The 13,790-nt window shown below is 43.0% G+C and carries 16 protein-coding genes; 8 read left to right on the top strand and 8 right to left on the bottom strand.

The window, feature by feature from the left end; translation table 11 throughout:
- Positions 1-304: 304 nt before the first annotated feature.
- Positions 305-1,060 carry an SDR family NAD(P)-dependent oxidoreductase gene (locus tag TOL9009_RS0126950; RefSeq protein ID WP_029636223.1) on the bottom strand — a complete coding sequence of 252 codons (756 nt, stop codon included), beginning with the start codon at positions 1,058-1,060 and terminating at the stop codon, positions 305-307.
- A 208-nt stretch (positions 1,061-1,268) separates the two neighbouring features.
- On the opposite strand from TOL9009_RS0126950, the gene TOL9009_RS0126945 reads away from it, so the two are divergent.
- The 3 genes from TOL9009_RS0126945 to TOL9009_RS0126935 are packed head-to-tail and all read left to right on the top strand — an operon-like array spanning position 1,269 to position 2,192.
- Entirely contained in the window at positions 1,269-1,685 is a 417-nt protein-coding gene (locus tag TOL9009_RS0126945) for a XisH family protein (RefSeq protein WP_029636221.1), read from the top strand.
- Complete coding sequence (locus tag TOL9009_RS0126940; RefSeq protein WP_029636220.1) at positions 1,673-2,008, top strand: XisI protein; 336 nt, start codon at positions 1,673-1,675, stop codon at positions 2,006-2,008. Before TOL9009_RS0126945 ends, TOL9009_RS0126940 begins: the two co-directional genes overlap by 13 nt.
- Positions 1,995-2,192, top strand: a complete 198-nt coding sequence (locus TOL9009_RS0126935) for a hypothetical protein (protein ID WP_029636218.1) — start codon at positions 1,995-1,997, stop codon at positions 2,190-2,192. Before TOL9009_RS0126940 ends, TOL9009_RS0126935 begins: the two co-directional genes overlap by 14 nt.
- Before the next feature lie 28 nt (positions 2,193-2,220).
- On the opposite strand, the gene TOL9009_RS42330 is transcribed toward TOL9009_RS0126935, so the two are convergent.
- Both TOL9009_RS42330 and TOL9009_RS46245 read right to left on the bottom strand, forming a co-directional pair.
- Entirely contained in the window at positions 2,221-3,207 is a 987-nt protein-coding gene (locus TOL9009_RS42330; protein ID WP_186227658.1) for a patatin-like phospholipase family protein, read from the bottom strand.
- Positions 3,208-3,386: 179 nt separating this feature from the next.
- Positions 3,387-3,578 carry a hypothetical protein gene (locus TOL9009_RS46245; RefSeq protein ID WP_144238350.1) on the bottom strand — a complete coding sequence of 64 codons (192 nt, stop codon included), beginning with the start codon at positions 3,576-3,578 and terminating at the stop codon, positions 3,387-3,389.
- Between the two features lie 337 nt (positions 3,579-3,915).
- Between TOL9009_RS46245 and TOL9009_RS0126925 the strand changes: the two genes are divergently transcribed.
- The 3 genes from TOL9009_RS0126925 (at position 3,916) to TOL9009_RS0126915 (ending at position 7,546) form a co-directional block, all read left to right on the top strand.
- On the top strand, positions 3,916-4,725 hold the full coding sequence (locus tag TOL9009_RS0126925; protein ID WP_029636216.1) for an IS5 family transposase: 810 nt from the start codon (positions 3,916-3,918) through the stop codon (positions 4,723-4,725).
- 253 nt (positions 4,726-4,978) lie between these two features.
- Positions 4,979-6,016: a serine/threonine protein kinase gene (locus tag TOL9009_RS0126920; protein ID WP_029636214.1), complete on the top strand. Its 1,038-nt coding sequence runs from the start codon at positions 4,979-4,981 to the stop codon at positions 6,014-6,016.
- Between the two features lie 171 nt (positions 6,017-6,187).
- Entirely contained in the window at positions 6,188-7,546 is a 1,359-nt protein-coding gene (locus TOL9009_RS0126915; protein WP_029636212.1) for a serine/threonine protein kinase, read from the top strand.
- Between the two features lie 338 nt (positions 7,547-7,884).
- Here TOL9009_RS0126915 and TOL9009_RS0126910 read toward each other — a convergent pair whose 3' ends face one another.
- From TOL9009_RS0126910 to TOL9009_RS0126890, 5 genes are all read right to left on the bottom strand, one after another.
- Positions 7,885-8,283 (bottom strand): helix-turn-helix domain-containing protein, encoded by a 399-nt coding sequence (locus TOL9009_RS0126910; RefSeq protein WP_029636210.1) that lies wholly within the window; start codon positions 8,281-8,283, stop codon positions 7,885-7,887.
- Positions 8,267-8,566, bottom strand: a complete 300-nt coding sequence (locus TOL9009_RS0126905; RefSeq protein WP_029636208.1) for a type II toxin-antitoxin system HigB family toxin — start codon at positions 8,564-8,566, stop codon at positions 8,267-8,269. The genes TOL9009_RS0126910 and TOL9009_RS0126905 overlap by 17 nt, the downstream gene beginning before the upstream one ends.
- Positions 8,567-8,774: 208 nt before the next feature.
- The gene (locus tag TOL9009_RS0126900) at positions 8,775-9,194 is read right to left on the bottom strand and encodes a type II toxin-antitoxin system VapC family toxin (RefSeq protein ID WP_029636206.1); all 420 of its coding nucleotides are present in this window, start codon (positions 9,192-9,194) and stop codon (positions 8,775-8,777) included.
- The gene (locus TOL9009_RS0126895) at positions 9,191-9,445 is read right to left on the bottom strand and encodes a FitA-like ribbon-helix-helix domain-containing protein (protein WP_029636204.1); all 255 of its coding nucleotides are present in this window, start codon (positions 9,443-9,445) and stop codon (positions 9,191-9,193) included. The genes TOL9009_RS0126900 and TOL9009_RS0126895 overlap by 4 nt, the downstream gene beginning before the upstream one ends.
- A gap of 57 nt (positions 9,446-9,502) precedes the next feature.
- On the bottom strand, positions 9,503-10,288 hold the full coding sequence (locus TOL9009_RS0126890; protein WP_029636202.1) for a Uma2 family endonuclease: 786 nt from the start codon (positions 10,286-10,288) through the stop codon (positions 9,503-9,505).
- A 599-nt stretch (positions 10,289-10,887) separates the two neighbouring features.
- Here TOL9009_RS0126890 and dnaK point away from each other — a divergent pair.
- Entirely contained in the window at positions 10,888-12,795 is a 1,908-nt protein-coding gene (gene dnaK, locus TOL9009_RS0126880; RefSeq protein WP_029636198.1) for a molecular chaperone DnaK, read from the top strand.
- Between the two features lie 154 nt (positions 12,796-12,949).
- Positions 12,950-13,672 carry an acetoacetate decarboxylase family protein gene (locus TOL9009_RS40620; RefSeq protein ID WP_084763310.1) on the top strand — a complete coding sequence of 241 codons (723 nt, stop codon included), beginning with the start codon at positions 12,950-12,952 and terminating at the stop codon, positions 13,670-13,672.
- The last annotated feature ends 118 nt before the right edge of the window (positions 13,673-13,790 follow it).

Below are 13,790 nucleotides of genomic sequence, written 5' to 3'. Positions count from 1 at the left end.
TTTGCATTGTGCATTTTCAGCAGCGATGAGTTACTCTGCTTGTAGATCAACATATAAATTTTTTTGCCTTACTCAAGTTTAAAAGTGTTGTGGATAATCGTTCATCTATCCTTGAGTAGGGTAGTTCTCCTACACCCTTAACTCCCTAATTGCTGACTACAACCAAAAATAGGAGCGATCGCACTTATCAAGTTGCCAAGACTTTCTTATGTGATAATTTATGCAGATATTTTGGGAATTGCAAATGTGGCTTGGGTAGCAGGCGATCGCATCAGTCAACTTACAACTTGATAGCTTCAACCAATCAACGAAGACCACCTGTAATGTACAGCGTTTCGCCGGTGATCCATGCCGCATCGCCTGACGCAAGGAAGACAACGGCAGGTGCAATGTCTTGCGGTTGTCCGATGCGCCCAAGGGGAGTTTGCGCTTCAATCTGTTGGCGACTTTCGCTCTCGGCTACAGTCAATCCCATTGTTTGCGTTCCCTCTGTTTCCACCATGCCGGGATTGATTGAGTTGATGCGGATGTGGCGCGAACCCAATTCCTTAGCCAGGGACTTAGTTAGAGCATCGACTGCTGCTTTAGTAGCGCTGTAGACGGAAGCATTTGGAGGTGCGAGGGTACTGACGACCGAACTGATATTGATGATGCTGCCACCCTCTGAAGTAAAGTGCTTTGCTGCTTCCTGGCAGGTGAGGATCAGTCCCAGCACATTGAGATCGAATTGCTTGTGGAAATGCTCTTCCGTAATGCCTTCGAGGGGGGAAAACTCGTAAATACCGGCGTTGTTGACCAAGATATCGACCTTGCCGAATGTCTGCTTCACTTGTGCAAACAAATGTTCGATCTCTACCTTTTTCGCAACATTTGCTTGTACCGCAATGGCTTTTCCACCCGTGCTTGCAATTTCGGCGACAACGCGATCGGCTCCTTCTTTACTGGAGGCATAGTTGACAACTACTGCCGCACCTTCATCTGCTAGATGTTTGGCAATAGAGGCACCAATCCCTTTGGATGCGCCGGTGACAACTGCGATTTTTCCTTCAAGTTTTTTCATTACTTTGAATGCTGTGGTTGAGTCTTGAGAATTAACCATCTTCAGTAATTAGCACTTTTAAACCTAGTATTTTTACTCCTTTAGGCAGATTTTATAAATCAAACAATTGTGTAAGTAGGGATATTTAGTCAAGCCGTTAGGCGAAGTGAAAGAGTCACATCAGGTAGCATAAAAAGAGTTGTACACTGCGCGTTAGCCAAGCTTACCGATGTCTGCAAAAGACCTATTCCATGAAGCAGTAAAACGAGGTTTAGAAAAAGACCAATGGATGATCACCGACGATCCCTTAGAATTGGAATGGGAAGAAGTCAAGGTCAAAATCGATCTAGCGGCTGAACGGTTGATTGCAGCAAAACGAGGTGAAGAAAGAATCGCTGTTGAGATTAAAAGCTTTATTGGGACTTCAGCAATTAGCGACTTTCATACAGCTTTAGGGCAATTTCTTAACTACCGCATTATGCTGGAAGCAAAAGAACCTGATCGCCAACTTTATCTGGCAATACCGCTAGAAACCTATGATACTTTCTTTCAAAGCCAATTTGCTCAAACGGTGAAAGAGAGATATCAACTCAAACTAATTGTTTACGAACCTTTAAATGAGGAGATCGTGCAATGGATAAACTAGAACATTATCGTTCCTGCATCCAAACCCTTTTGGAAAAGCATAGCCAATATAAATCCCGTGACGAAGATATAGAAAGCGCATTATTTTTTGACCCAGTACGCGATCGCTATCAACTCATGCGTATCGGCTGGAAAGGCTTAAAGCGAATTTATTACACCGTTCTACACTTCGATATCAAAGAGGGCAAAATTTGGCTTCAGCAAAATACCACTGATATCGATGTTGGTGAAGAACTATTGGAAATGGGTATTCCCAAAGAAGATATTATTCTGGGGTTGCATCCTCCCTACAAGCGTCCTTACACCAACTATGGTGTTGCTTAAAACCGATTCACGAAAGTTCAATCTCTTTATAACTGCGATCGCCTTTCTGCAACCAAAAACAAAAGCGATCGCCCTCTCATCTCCAAACTCAACTAAAAAGCGATCGCCCCCTCATTCTCAAGCTCTACTAAGTGCGATCGCATCTGGTGGGATTACAGGTGATAGCCAATCTAAAAAGTTTTGATGAGCCAAAAATAAACTTACCGCTACCCTCAAAGTAAGCCGCAAATTTCCTGAATTTTTGCATGATTTAGACGAACGTAATAATCTCCTGTTGTTTGCAAAAACTCAATACTTTTGGTATTAATACCATCTAGTTGAACTTCTTTCTTTCCTAACTCAGGTTGAAGTCTATAATAAGTAAGCGGTAAAATACCCTCTTTTTCAATTGACTTTAACTGATTATCAATTGCCAGATCGCCACCGTACATCATGATATTAAAAAGAGCACCCTTTCCATCAAAAACTAATCCCTCTCCCGATGCCAACCATCCATAAAGTCCTGAATTAATACAGGACTCATAGGAAAAATTTGCTCGCCCAGATCCAAGCGAAACAAGTACGTATTGCTTCGCATCAGGATACTGTTGTTTAGCCAAAAATAGAAGTTGCAAAGATGGATTATTCATATAAACTCCACCATCAACTAAAACCTTATTCTGAATGGATTTTGCTGGAAAATAAGTGGGAGCAGCAGATGTTGCCCTCGCTGCCTCCCATACAAAACAGTTAAAACCATCAAGGCTTTTGCTACTGATATACTGTAACTGATTATTTCGGATGTCAAAAGCAAAGACAACTACAGGTTTTTCTATTTCTGACATTGCCAAAGTGCCGAATTTAGACTTCAAAAAACTTTCAATTCCTTCAGCCTTATACTGTGCAGCTTTAATTCCTGGACCTGTTGTAGGAGGAAAATGATTTTGAACCTGAAAAATATCTTTGGCGTTTTCAGTATAAAAACTTAGAAGATCAGATGGAGTATAACGAACAGTTCGATTATCAATTTTTGGAGTTGCACAAAGTCCCAAAGCGATTATTCCACCAGTTGATGTTCCACCAATCAGGTCAAAGGCACTAGCAATGTCTTTTGGCTGTAACTTTTTAAGTTCACTATCCATAGCTTGAAGTATCTTTGCAGGTAAAATACCGCGAATACCACCACCATCAATTGATAGGATTTTAACAACATCAGGCATGAAAATATCTCCTTTTAACAATAATGTCACTGTCTCGCTCACAATTGCTTCAACTGGGGCATTCTCCTGGGACATTTCCCCAATTGCCCAGGACTTACGCAAAAACTCTCTCGCTCCTCTTATTCCTCTGTGTTCTCTGCCTCCTCTGCGGTTCGTTTTTTGGTCATCTTGCGTAAGTCCTATTGCCGACTCAGTTGCTGCCAAGGTTGGCGTAACAGATTTATCCGTATCAGTCCCATCCACTTGATGCAGCAACCGTAAAGTTCATCTCGATACTGCTGCCATTGCAGCCAAAACCCTTTCCCTAAATCTTCGGAATTATCCCGCAGGTAAGACGTAGCCGATACAACCACTGATTGAGAATTTGACATAACTCCTGACTTGGTAGTGTACCCTGTTAACGCAAAATTAATGCCTTCAATTCCTGATGTGCTTGGCGTTCGAGTATCAAATGTGGTCTGAAAGTCGAATGATAAAGTAGTGATGTTCGCAGCAAATCTAACATCCCATCTTTTTGGCTATCCTCAGTGAAATCACTGGACTTGATTAAAGAATATTAAATTACATTATTCTCTTTTAAAATGAATTTAAGACTGATTTCTACACATCCCTGAGAGGGTGTTTATAAATAAAAAGTAAAGAGCACCGCAGTCATTCTCCAGGACAGGTATTTTAAAAAAGACAGTTGTCATATTTGAATTAGGTGACATGAGTCGAAAACCTTATCCCACAGACATTTCTGATCCGGAATGGGATGTGATTAAATCCATGATTCTGGCAGAACGTAAACGAAAACGTGGAAAAAAGCGTGAAGTCGATCTGCGCGAAGTGGTAAATGCAATTTTTTACGTCTTGCGTGCTGGCTGTTCGTGGCGAATGATGCCGCATGATTTACCAGCATGGCAAACTGTATACTCGTATTTTCAACGTTGGCAGCGCAAAGGCGTATGGCAAAAAATCCATTCAGCTCTGCGATCGCAGCTCAGGGAAATCTCTGGACGAGACGCAGAGCCATCCGCCGGAATTATAGACTCTCAAACCGTAAAAATGACTGAGAAAGGAGGAACCAAGGGCTATGATGCCGGAAAAAAGATTAATGGTCGTAAACGCCATATCCTTGTTGATACGATGGGTTTAATCTTGATGGTTGTTGTGCACGCAGCTTCAATTCAAGACCGTGACGGGGCAAAGCTCGTATTCGATAAAATTTTTCATGTGTTCCCAAAGTTACATTTAATTTGGGCAGATGCTGGTTATGCTGGCTCGTTAGTTGATTGGGTTAAATATTTTATTGGTTGTGGCCTCGAAATTGTTAAACGTTGCGATCGCACAGACGGTTTTAAAGTATTGCCCCGACGTTGGATCGTAGAGCGTACCTTTGCGTGGCTTGGTCGCTACCGCCGTCTGAGTAAGGATTATGAATATCTTCCGCAAACGAGTGAAACCATGATCTACGCTGCTATGACACATCTGATGTTACGTCGATTAGCCCGTAATCATCGTTGCTCAACTGCTTAAGATTTATTTTATAAACACCCTCTGAGAGTGTCAATTAACATAATTCCTTGCTAATTTTCTGACGGTTGGGGATTTTATTGCCTAAGTGACCAGAGCGCGATCGCACACTTGAGTAATCCCGTAGAAGACGTATGCAATAAAAAGCTTTATGAAGATTGGATATTTGCTCTTTGGCTGAAAAGCGATCGCACCTCTCAAGTTGCCAAGACTTTCTTATGTGATAATTTATGCAGATATTTTGGGAGTTGCAAATGTGGCTTGGGTAGCAGGCGATCGGTTGCAAGGTGGAAGATACACCATTGAAAAAGAGTTGGGAAGCGGACGCTTTGGCATTACCTATTTGGTAAGAAATAGGAATAGCGATCGCCAAGTCATTAAAACCTTAAATGATGTCTTGGTCAATTCCCTTAGCTCATCTGAACGCGAACGGCTAAAGACAATGTTTTTACGGGAGGCGTTAAAACTTCAAAAGTGTAAGCATAAGTATATTGTAGAGGTTACAGACTCCTTTGAGGAAGCAGACCGTTTGTGTCTAGTAATGGAATATGTGGACGGGGTAAGTTTGGCTGATCGTCGTCAACAAAAACTTTCAGAACAAGAGGCACTGCACTACATTCAGCAAATTGGGGAAGCTTTGATAGTTGTGCATGAGAATCGGTTGATTCATCGGGATGTGCATCCAGGGAATATCTTTTTGCGGGTACGAGATGGACAACCTGAAGCGGTGCTGATCGACTTTGGTTTAGCTCTGGATTTTGACCATATTTTAACCACAAACCGAACTAAGGAAACTGCTGAGGGATTTACACCACCTGAGCTTTACGCTAAAAGTATACCAACTGGGGCTTATAGCGATATTTATTCTCTGGCAGCTACTTTATATGTGCTTTTAACTGGACAAACACCAGTCAGTGCGCTGAAACGTAAGATTGACAAGGCTCGTTTAGTGGAACCGAAAGTTTTGAATAATCTGATTAGCGATCGCGTTAACCGAGCAATTTTGACGGGGATGAAACTAGATCCAAAGGAGCGATCGCACTCCATGCGGGAATGGCTCGATTCTCTAGGATTAACTGGAGCAACTCCCCAACCTTATTCTACTGTAGTTCCTAACACCAACTTAAATGGGGAGAATAAAATCAATTGGACACATGTTATAGCTGCGATCGCTGCGATCGGAGCCTTACTCTCAGGCATTGCTGCTTTAATTCCTATTTTGAAACCATTTCCGCCACCTAGCCCACCGTCACTGTCTCCTAGTCCGTCATCTACCAAAACACCGTATAATTAGCTAAACTTTCATCATAATCAGTAATTTAAAAAAAATTAAGTAAATGGATAACCATGTCATTGCGAACGGAACGGAGTGGAGTGAAGCAATCCCAAACCCTTGCGATTGCTTCCCTTCGCTCGCAATGACAACTATATTTGTCCACCTATTTTCTCTAATTTAGAGGTATTCATGCCTTGGACAGCAGGACAACGATTGCAAGGTGGCAAATATGTAATTGGTGAAGTCCTGGGACAGGGAGGATTCGGGATTACTTACAAAGCATTGCATGTTGAGCTAAATCAGACAGTTGTGATTAAGACACCCAATGAATATCTCAGCCATGATCCGGAGTATGACAAGTATATAGAGCGATTTATCAAAGAAGGGCAGACACTAGCACGCTTATCTGAAGATCCTCATCCTCACATTGTAGGAGTGATTGACCTGTTTAAAGAAGGTAGTACCCACTGTCTGGTGATGGATTTTGTGCCGGGAGAAAATTTGTTTCAGGCTGTGAGACGCAGGGGAGCGTTACCAGAAGCTGAGATTGTACCTTGTATCCGCCAGATTGGGGAAGCTTTGATGGTAGTGCATCAGGCAGGGCTAGTACACCGAGATGCCCACCCCGGAAACATCATGCTGCGGAGTAATGGCAAAGCGGTTCTGATTGACTTTGGTATCGCTAAAGAACTTTTACCTAGAACTTTGAGTTCAACAAATAAGGCAGGTAATCATGGGTTTGCACCTTATGAGCAGATACATCGAGGCAGTCGGGAGCCAACGGTTGATGTTTACTGTCTAGCTGCTACACTTTATTATGCGGTGACAGGTCAAAACCCCACAACTTCTCTGGTTCGCAAGCTCGATAATGCTCTTTTGACTCCACCCAAACGAATTATTTCAAGGATCAGTGACCAATTAAATCAAGCAATTCTCAAGGGGATGGCGCTGGAGGCAAAAGACCGTCCTCAGTCGATGCAGGTATGGTTAGCAATGTTAAAAGCGTCAAAAGCGACGCCCCCACCACCTGTTGAGCCAGTTCATAAAAGAGAAGTTGTTGGTCTCACAGCCAAGCCAAACTCAGAGGAAATTCGAGATAAACCAGCTACTAAATCACCTAGAATTATTCCCTGGGGCTGGTTGGTTGGTGTATTGTTAATTTACCTATTGACAGGCTACTTTTTAGCCGCGTGTAATGCCAACACAATAATTTGGGCTGGGGCTGTGGCTGTGGCTGGGGCTGTGGCTTGGGCTGTGGCTTGGGCTTGGGCTTGGGCTTGGGCTGTGGCTGGGGCTGTGGCTTGGGCTGGGGCTGTGGCTTGGGCTTGGGCTTGGGCTGGGGCTTGGGCTTGGGCTGTGGCTTTGGCTGTGGCTTTGGCTGGGGTTTGGGCTTGGGCTGGGGCTGTGACTTGGGCTGTGGCTTGGGCTGGAGAGGAATTACAACAATCTTTTAGCAAGTTTCATACTTTTCTAATTTTAGCTAGCACTTCTAATCTAGGCTTGGCTTTGGGATGGTTAGGACATAAGATTTTTAATACAGCTTCATAGCCTTATCATCTGAAGTGAACTGGCAAAAGATTTTGTAGCTGTTTAAACCAATACGGTTCGGTTAAGATCCCCCCGCCTGCGGCGATCCCCTTAAAAAGGGGGTAAAAGATGGTTAAAAGCCCTTCTTTTTAAGGGAGTTGGGCGATCTTCAGACATATTAGAACGTTAACCAAACCGTATTGACTGTTAAACAACCGTCCGAATTCAAGAAACGATCGCCCGAATTCAATAAGCGATCGCCCGAATTCAATAAACGACTGCCCGAATTCAATAAACGACTGCCCGAATTCAATAAACAACCGCCCGAATTTAAGAGCGTTGTTGTTATAGAAGATAAACTAAGTAAATAAACTAACATTTACATGAAAATAGTCTGCCAGCGCTTCTGCTTGAGTTTTACTAATAGTGCGATCGCCATTAACAATTTGCAAAGCAACTTCCAATGAACCAATTACCTCAGCTAATGCTTCAGTCGTCATATCGCGTGCGTCCATCAGATGCATTAACATCGAATTGGGTGTACCTGGGAGAATTGGGTAATGGGTTTCTTCAAACTGCTCAATTAAAGTCAGCAACAGTTGCAACAGCATCTCTTCTTCTGGTGTCCGATTGGCACGATGTTCTAAACTTAATGCGAGTGCGATCGCTTGTTCGTTTTCTTCTTCCGTGGTAATTATTTTTGGCTGATGTTCGGCTAGCAATTTACCATAAGATTCTGGATTAAAAGTACGGGTCATTTTTCCATTTATCCTTATCATATTCCGCGTGAGTTAAAACATATTTAATATAAATTCTTTGAGTTTCGTAAATAATATCAACAATCAAACGGTAGTTGTTTCCTTTAATATTAAACACGGTGAAGTTGCCAACGGCTTCTGCTTTTGGATAAATAGCTTGAAGTTCAAGCAGATTTTTCCATTCAGCTTTAGTTGTTACCCTATACCAATCATAAAGTGCATCACATACATCTGCGTGTGCCTCACAAAATTCCCGCAGAATTCTGCGACTAATAACGTGCATTTAAATTTACTCTGATTACGACTATTGAAATTTTCTCTAAATTAAGGGCTTCACAAAGCTTTTAGAACTGGGTTATTTTTTCATTGGGGCAAAATGTTCTTGTAGTAACCTAAGGATCTTAGGTGGTTATCTAACGCAAAAGTGATATAGTAGCGACAAATCACTGCGCGTCTACACCATATTTCTGTAAAACTCAGGCGATCGCTATCTAAATATTCTCCACCCATAGAAGATTACTTGCGTAGCTACTGGTTTTAAGAGCATTATAAAATTTTTCGTCTGCTGTTACCATCTGGCATTGTTGAGTTACGGCTAACACCAGGTAAAAACAATCATACACAGTCTGTCCCAGTGCAACCGCCATATCAACAGCAGTTTCTAATAAAGGTTCCGAGGGGTAAATCTGCAAGGTTACAGCTTTAAATTCTTGCAGAATTGTGCGACTAGTTTCTACACTAATTTGTCCACGCTGAACTTTTTTCCAAAGGATATTACCAAACTCAGGTAATAACAAGTCTGGAGCGATGATTTCGTGGGTTCCATCCAACAGACAAGCAGCCGTTTCGCTATGGACTTCTGGAACATACCACTTGATTGCGACACTTGCATCCACGACGTACAGAGTCACCGTTCTCTGTCCTGACGTATCAGTTCAGTGCTGTCGGTATGGCTAATGGTAGCTAACTGTTGTCTAATTCCCAAAGCTGCCTCTCTAGCTTTCGTCATGTCGCCGGCACTGTAGGAATGTATCGATTTTTCAGATGCTTGTTGTAGGATGTGCTTTAATTCTTCTTGCAAAGACCGACCGTGTTGTTTGGCAATAGTTTCTAGCTTTTCTAGAATCACAGGATCTAAGTTTTCAACTAAGATTTGAGCCATAATTAAAGAGTGATTTTTGGCGTTGCTGATATTTTAAATTTTAAGGTAGTTAAGCACCTAAGCTTCTGGTTCAATACCAAGCGATCGCAATTGGGCAGTTAGGCGATCGGCTCTTTGTCTTTCCTGTTCAGCCCGTTGGGATTCCTGTTCAGCCCGTTGGGATTCCTGTTCGGCACGTTGGGATTCCTGTTCGGCTCTTTCCTCACCAGTCAACAACAAATTACCTTGCAAATCCCACCAGCGTAACCAAGGTAATTCTGCATTCTGATATTCTCCCATCCTTATACCTAACTCAACTCCCAAGGGGGCAATCGGATAATGTCCGCGTTCATTTGCTGTTAATAACTGATATTGTCCACCAATTAATTTATAAACTTCTACACTGGCTTTATTTACTTCATAAATGCCATAAAAAGCCGGATGAATTACTTGCTCATAAATCCAGAATTTACCCGTCCAAGGGGTTTTGTCTCGTTCCTCGTTACCATTGCCAGAGACAAATTCTAATGCAATTGATGGGGCAATATGCTCTCGCCACAATACATAAGACCTCCGCGTTTGTCCATCAAGCAAAGGTGGTACATTTCCTACATAAAACCAATCTGGTGCCTCTGCGCCTTTCTCTGGGGGGTCTGTCAAGCGCCAGTAAATACCTAAGTCCTGACCTATACAATATTCACCATCGGGATGTAATTGTTTGAGGACAGGTGTAATCGAATCCGTCAGTAAAATGCTTTGAGGATGCTCTTGCCAGTTTTTCACGAAAGTACCATCAGACTCTGGTAGCTGCGTATGGTCGGGGAAAGGAGTGAGGGCAGTGGATTGGTCAGTTGCAGAGGTCATAAGACTACCTTTGCAGGAGTAAGGGTTGTTTTTTAGTTTAGCAATCAATTGGCAGAGGAGCGCGTTTATGCACCTGTAATATCATCTCCATTTAATTAACAATAAAAACCTACCTACCGTCGTAGAGACGTTCCGCCGGAACGTCTTTACAATAAATTGGCAAAGGTGATTTTTCCTTTGCGATCTAGTGCATCGCAGTGAAATTAAGCGATCGCTCAATTATGCTGGTAATTTTCTTTATTTAAAACTGAAAGGGTCAAAAGACGGCAAACACCACTATATAGTTACGGTTCACCCTAATTACTGAAAGTACTTATTCTCATACATTAGACGAAGTGAGAGCAAATAAAACAATGAGCCGATTAGACAAGCCTTGAAGCAACCGTCCCAAACAAGGTTCGGAAAACCCTCCTTCATAGACTGCCTGGACAGGCTCAGTATATATATCAGCATAGCCTGGGATTAAAACCCCCTTAGGATTGCCAAAAAAGGTATTCATGCTGAACTAGCTGCTTTCTTGACTCAGTTGGTTCAAAATTTAGTCCTAATTCTCCCATTCATTTTCATTCGTTTGTAGTTATACGGAGCCAGCACTTAAAATGGCAAAAGTAGTAGGAATTGACTTAGGTACGACAAACTCCTGCGTCGCAGTAATGGAAGGTGGTAAACCCACAGTTATTGCCAACGCAGAAGGATTTCGGACAACGCCTAGTGTGGTAGCATTTGCCAAAAATGGCGATCGCTTGGTCGGACAAATCGCCAAGCGTCAAGCGGTGATGAACCCGGAAAACACGTTTTACTCGGTGAAACGCTTCATCGGACGCCGTTACGACGAAGTAACCAAAGAAACTACTGAAGTTTCTTACAAAGTCGTCAGCAGCAGCGGCAATGTCAAGATAGAATCTCCAGGACTTAACAAAGCCTTTGCACCAGAAGAAATTTCTGCCCAAGTTCTTCGCAAACTAGTTGAAGACGCAAGTAAATACCTTGGTGAAACTGTCACTCAAGCTGTAATTACTGTTCCCGCTTACTTCAACGACTCGCAACGCCAAGCCACCAAAGATGCTGGTAAAATTGCGGGGATCGAAGTTCTGCGGATTATCAACGAACCTACCGCAGCATCACTCGCATACGGATTTGACAAAAAGAGTAACGAAACCATCTTAGTATTTGACCTTGGTGGTGGTACTTTCGACGTGTCTGTCCTCGAAGTTGGTGACGGTGTATTTGAAGTATTAGCCACATCAGGTGATACTCACCTTGGTGGTGACGACTTTGATAAAAAAATCGTTGACTATTTAGCTGACCAGTTCAAGAAAGACGAAGGTGTCGAACTTCGTAAAGACAGACAAGCTTTACAACGTTTGACAGAAGCCGCAGAAAAGGCAAAAATTGAACTTTCTAGCGTCACCCAAGCAGAAATCAACTTGCCATTTATCACCGCTACCCAGGATGGTCCCAAGCACCTGGATATGACGTTGACTCGCGGTAAGTTTGAAGAACTGTGTTCTGACTTAATCGATCGCTGCCGCATTCCTGTTGAAAATGCGCTGCGTGATGCTAAATTAAGCAAAACCGATATTGATGAAGTCGTCTTAGTTGGTGGTTCTACCCGCATTCCCGCCGTCCAACAGATAGTGAAGACTGTTTTGGGTAAAGAACCTAACCAAACCGTTAACCCCGATGAAGTTGTCGCCGTTGGTGCAGCTATTCAAGCGGGTGTGCTTGCTGGTGATGTCACGGGCATTCTCTTGTTAGATGTATCACCTTTGTCCTTGGGTGTAGAAACCTTAGGCGGTGTGATGACCAAGATTATCCCTCGCAACACCACCATTCCTACCAAGAAATCGGAAGTCTTCTCTACTGCCGTGGATGGTCAAACCAACGTGGAAATTCACGTTCTCCAAGGGGAACGCGAGATGTCCAACGATAACAAGAGTTTGGGAACCTTCCGACTTGATGGTATTCCCCCAGCACCTCGCGGTGTACCTCAAATTGAAGTTACTTTTGACATTGACGCTAACGGTATTCTCAACGTTACCGCTAAAGACAAAGGCACCGGTAAGGAACAGTCTATCAGCATTACAGGCGCTTCTACCCTCGACAAAACTGATGTTGAGCGGATGGTAAGAGAAGCGGAACAAAACGCTTCTACTGACAAAGAGCGTCGTGAGAAAATTGAACGTAAAAATCAAGCCGACTCGTTGTCATACCAAGCTGAGAAGCAGTTGCAAGAGTTGGGTGATAAAGTTCCCGAAGCTGACAAAACCAAAGTTGAAGGTTTGGTAAAAGACTTGCGAGATGCTGTCTCTAAAGAAGACGACGAGCAAATCAAGAAGCTGATGCCAGAATTACAACAAGCGCTATTTGCTGTTGGTAGCAATCTTTATCAACAAGGTGGTGCTGGTGCTACTGGAGGTGCTGAACCTCAAGATGGTGGTTCTACCTCTTCTGGTAGCGGTAGCGGTGATGATGTCATTGATGCTGATTTCACTGAATCTAAGTAAGTTTAGCTAATCGCTAATAACAAAACCATCCAAGGATAGACCTTGGATGGTTATTTTTGTTAATTAATTCGTAGTGAGGGCTTCAGCCCTCGAAAGCCTTGCTATGAGAGGTAAACCGCTCACTACGATTCAATGCTGAGTCAGGAGAGAAAAAGTGGGATATCCACAATACACACCTTGGACGCTGAAAGGCTACGCTATCTCAACTGTGCATTTAGTCGATGTTGACAAGGTGCGCCACCTGATACCATCTGAGTTAAATATTATCTCAGTATTACCTGGTAAAACTCTGAGTGTAGTATATGTATCTCATTACGGTGCGGGTTCGGTGTTGGAATATAGTGAGTTAATTGTTGCCCCGGCTTTGGTTAGTTATCAAGGTAAATTTGGTGGTTGGGTTTCGCATATCTATGTAGATAATCCTGATTCTATGGCTGGTGGTCGAGAAATTTGGGGACTTCCAAAGGAAATGGCTGAGTTTACCTGGGAAGATAATAAACGTGTTATTGTTCGTCAGGGTAAGAAGATTTTATGTAGTCTTGATTACAAGCAACAAAGCTTGGCTTGGCGACAGTGGTTAGGCGGTTCTGCTTTTAGTACGATGGGTAATGATTTGTTGATGTTTGGCGCCCAATTTGAGTCTCGCTTGGGTTTGATTGGTTCTAAGTTAGAAGTCCCTGCTGAAAGTCCTTTTGCTGGGATAAATTTAGGTCAGCCTTTTTTAACCGTGAGGTGTGAAAAGATGAGTTTGCAGGTTGCTGCACCGCAACTTGTGGGACAAACAAATGATCTAACGATTTGCCAACGCGTAGCGTCTTTGAAAGGAGAAAACGCCAATGACACCTTCGCGCAGCGTCTCCGTAAGGAGAAGGAATAGGAGTTTGAGAGAATTTTTGGGTTCATTCCTGACTTATTTTCCCAGTACAACCAGTCCCCAGTCCCTAGTCCCCTTTTTTTAGTTAAACGTGCCACTATAGGAAATATAGCGCCAACCA

This window comes from [Scytonema hofmanni] UTEX 2349 (genome assembly GCF_000582685.1).
Lineage (GTDB): Bacteria > Cyanobacteriota > Cyanobacteriia > Cyanobacteriales > Nostocaceae > Hassallia > Hassallia hofmanni.
Note: the sequence above shows the minus strand (reverse complement) of the source record. Positions and strands in the feature narration are given on the sequence as shown.

Excerpts from the sequence above, each read along its gene's own strand:
- TOL9009_RS0126895 (WP_029636204.1), bottom strand. The coding sequence starts at position 9,445 with ATGGCTCAAATCTTAGTTGAAAACTTAGATCCTGTGATTCTAGAAAAG.
- dnaK (WP_029636198.1), top strand. The coding sequence starts at position 10,888 with ATGGCAAAAGTAGTAGGAATTGACTTAGGTACGACAAACTCCTGCGTC.
- TOL9009_RS0126905 (WP_029636208.1), bottom strand. The coding sequence starts at position 8,566 with ATGCACGTTATTAGTCGCAGAATTCTGCGGGAATTTTGTGAGGCACAC.
- TOL9009_RS0126915 (WP_029636212.1), top strand. The coding sequence starts at position 6,188 with ATGCCTTGGACAGCAGGACAACGATTGCAAGGTGGCAAATATGTAATT.
- TOL9009_RS42330 (WP_186227658.1), bottom strand. The coding sequence starts at position 3,207 with ATGCCTGATGTTGTTAAAATCCTATCAATTGATGGTGGTGGTATTCGC.
- TOL9009_RS0126950 (WP_029636223.1), bottom strand. The coding sequence starts at position 1,060 with ATGAAAAAACTTGAAGGAAAAATCGCAGTTGTCACCGGCGCATCCAAA.
- TOL9009_RS0126945 (WP_029636221.1), top strand. The coding sequence starts at position 1,269 with ATGTCTGCAAAAGACCTATTCCATGAAGCAGTAAAACGAGGTTTAGAA.
- TOL9009_RS0126890 (WP_029636202.1), bottom strand. The coding sequence starts at position 10,288 with ATGACCTCTGCAACTGACCAATCCACTGCCCTCACTCCTTTCCCCGAC.
- TOL9009_RS0126910 (WP_029636210.1), bottom strand. The coding sequence starts at position 8,283 with ATGACCCGTACTTTTAATCCAGAATCTTATGGTAAATTGCTAGCCGAA.
- TOL9009_RS46245 (WP_144238350.1), bottom strand. The coding sequence starts at position 3,578 with ATGTCAAATTCTCAATCAGTGGTTGTATCGGCTACGTCTTACCTGCGG.
- TOL9009_RS0126935 (WP_029636218.1), top strand. The coding sequence starts at position 1,995 with ATGGTGTTGCTTAAAACCGATTCACGAAAGTTCAATCTCTTTATAACT.
- TOL9009_RS0126940 (WP_029636220.1), top strand. The coding sequence starts at position 1,673 with ATGGATAAACTAGAACATTATCGTTCCTGCATCCAAACCCTTTTGGAA.
- TOL9009_RS0126925 (WP_029636216.1), top strand. The coding sequence starts at position 3,916 with ATGAGTCGAAAACCTTATCCCACAGACATTTCTGATCCGGAATGGGAT.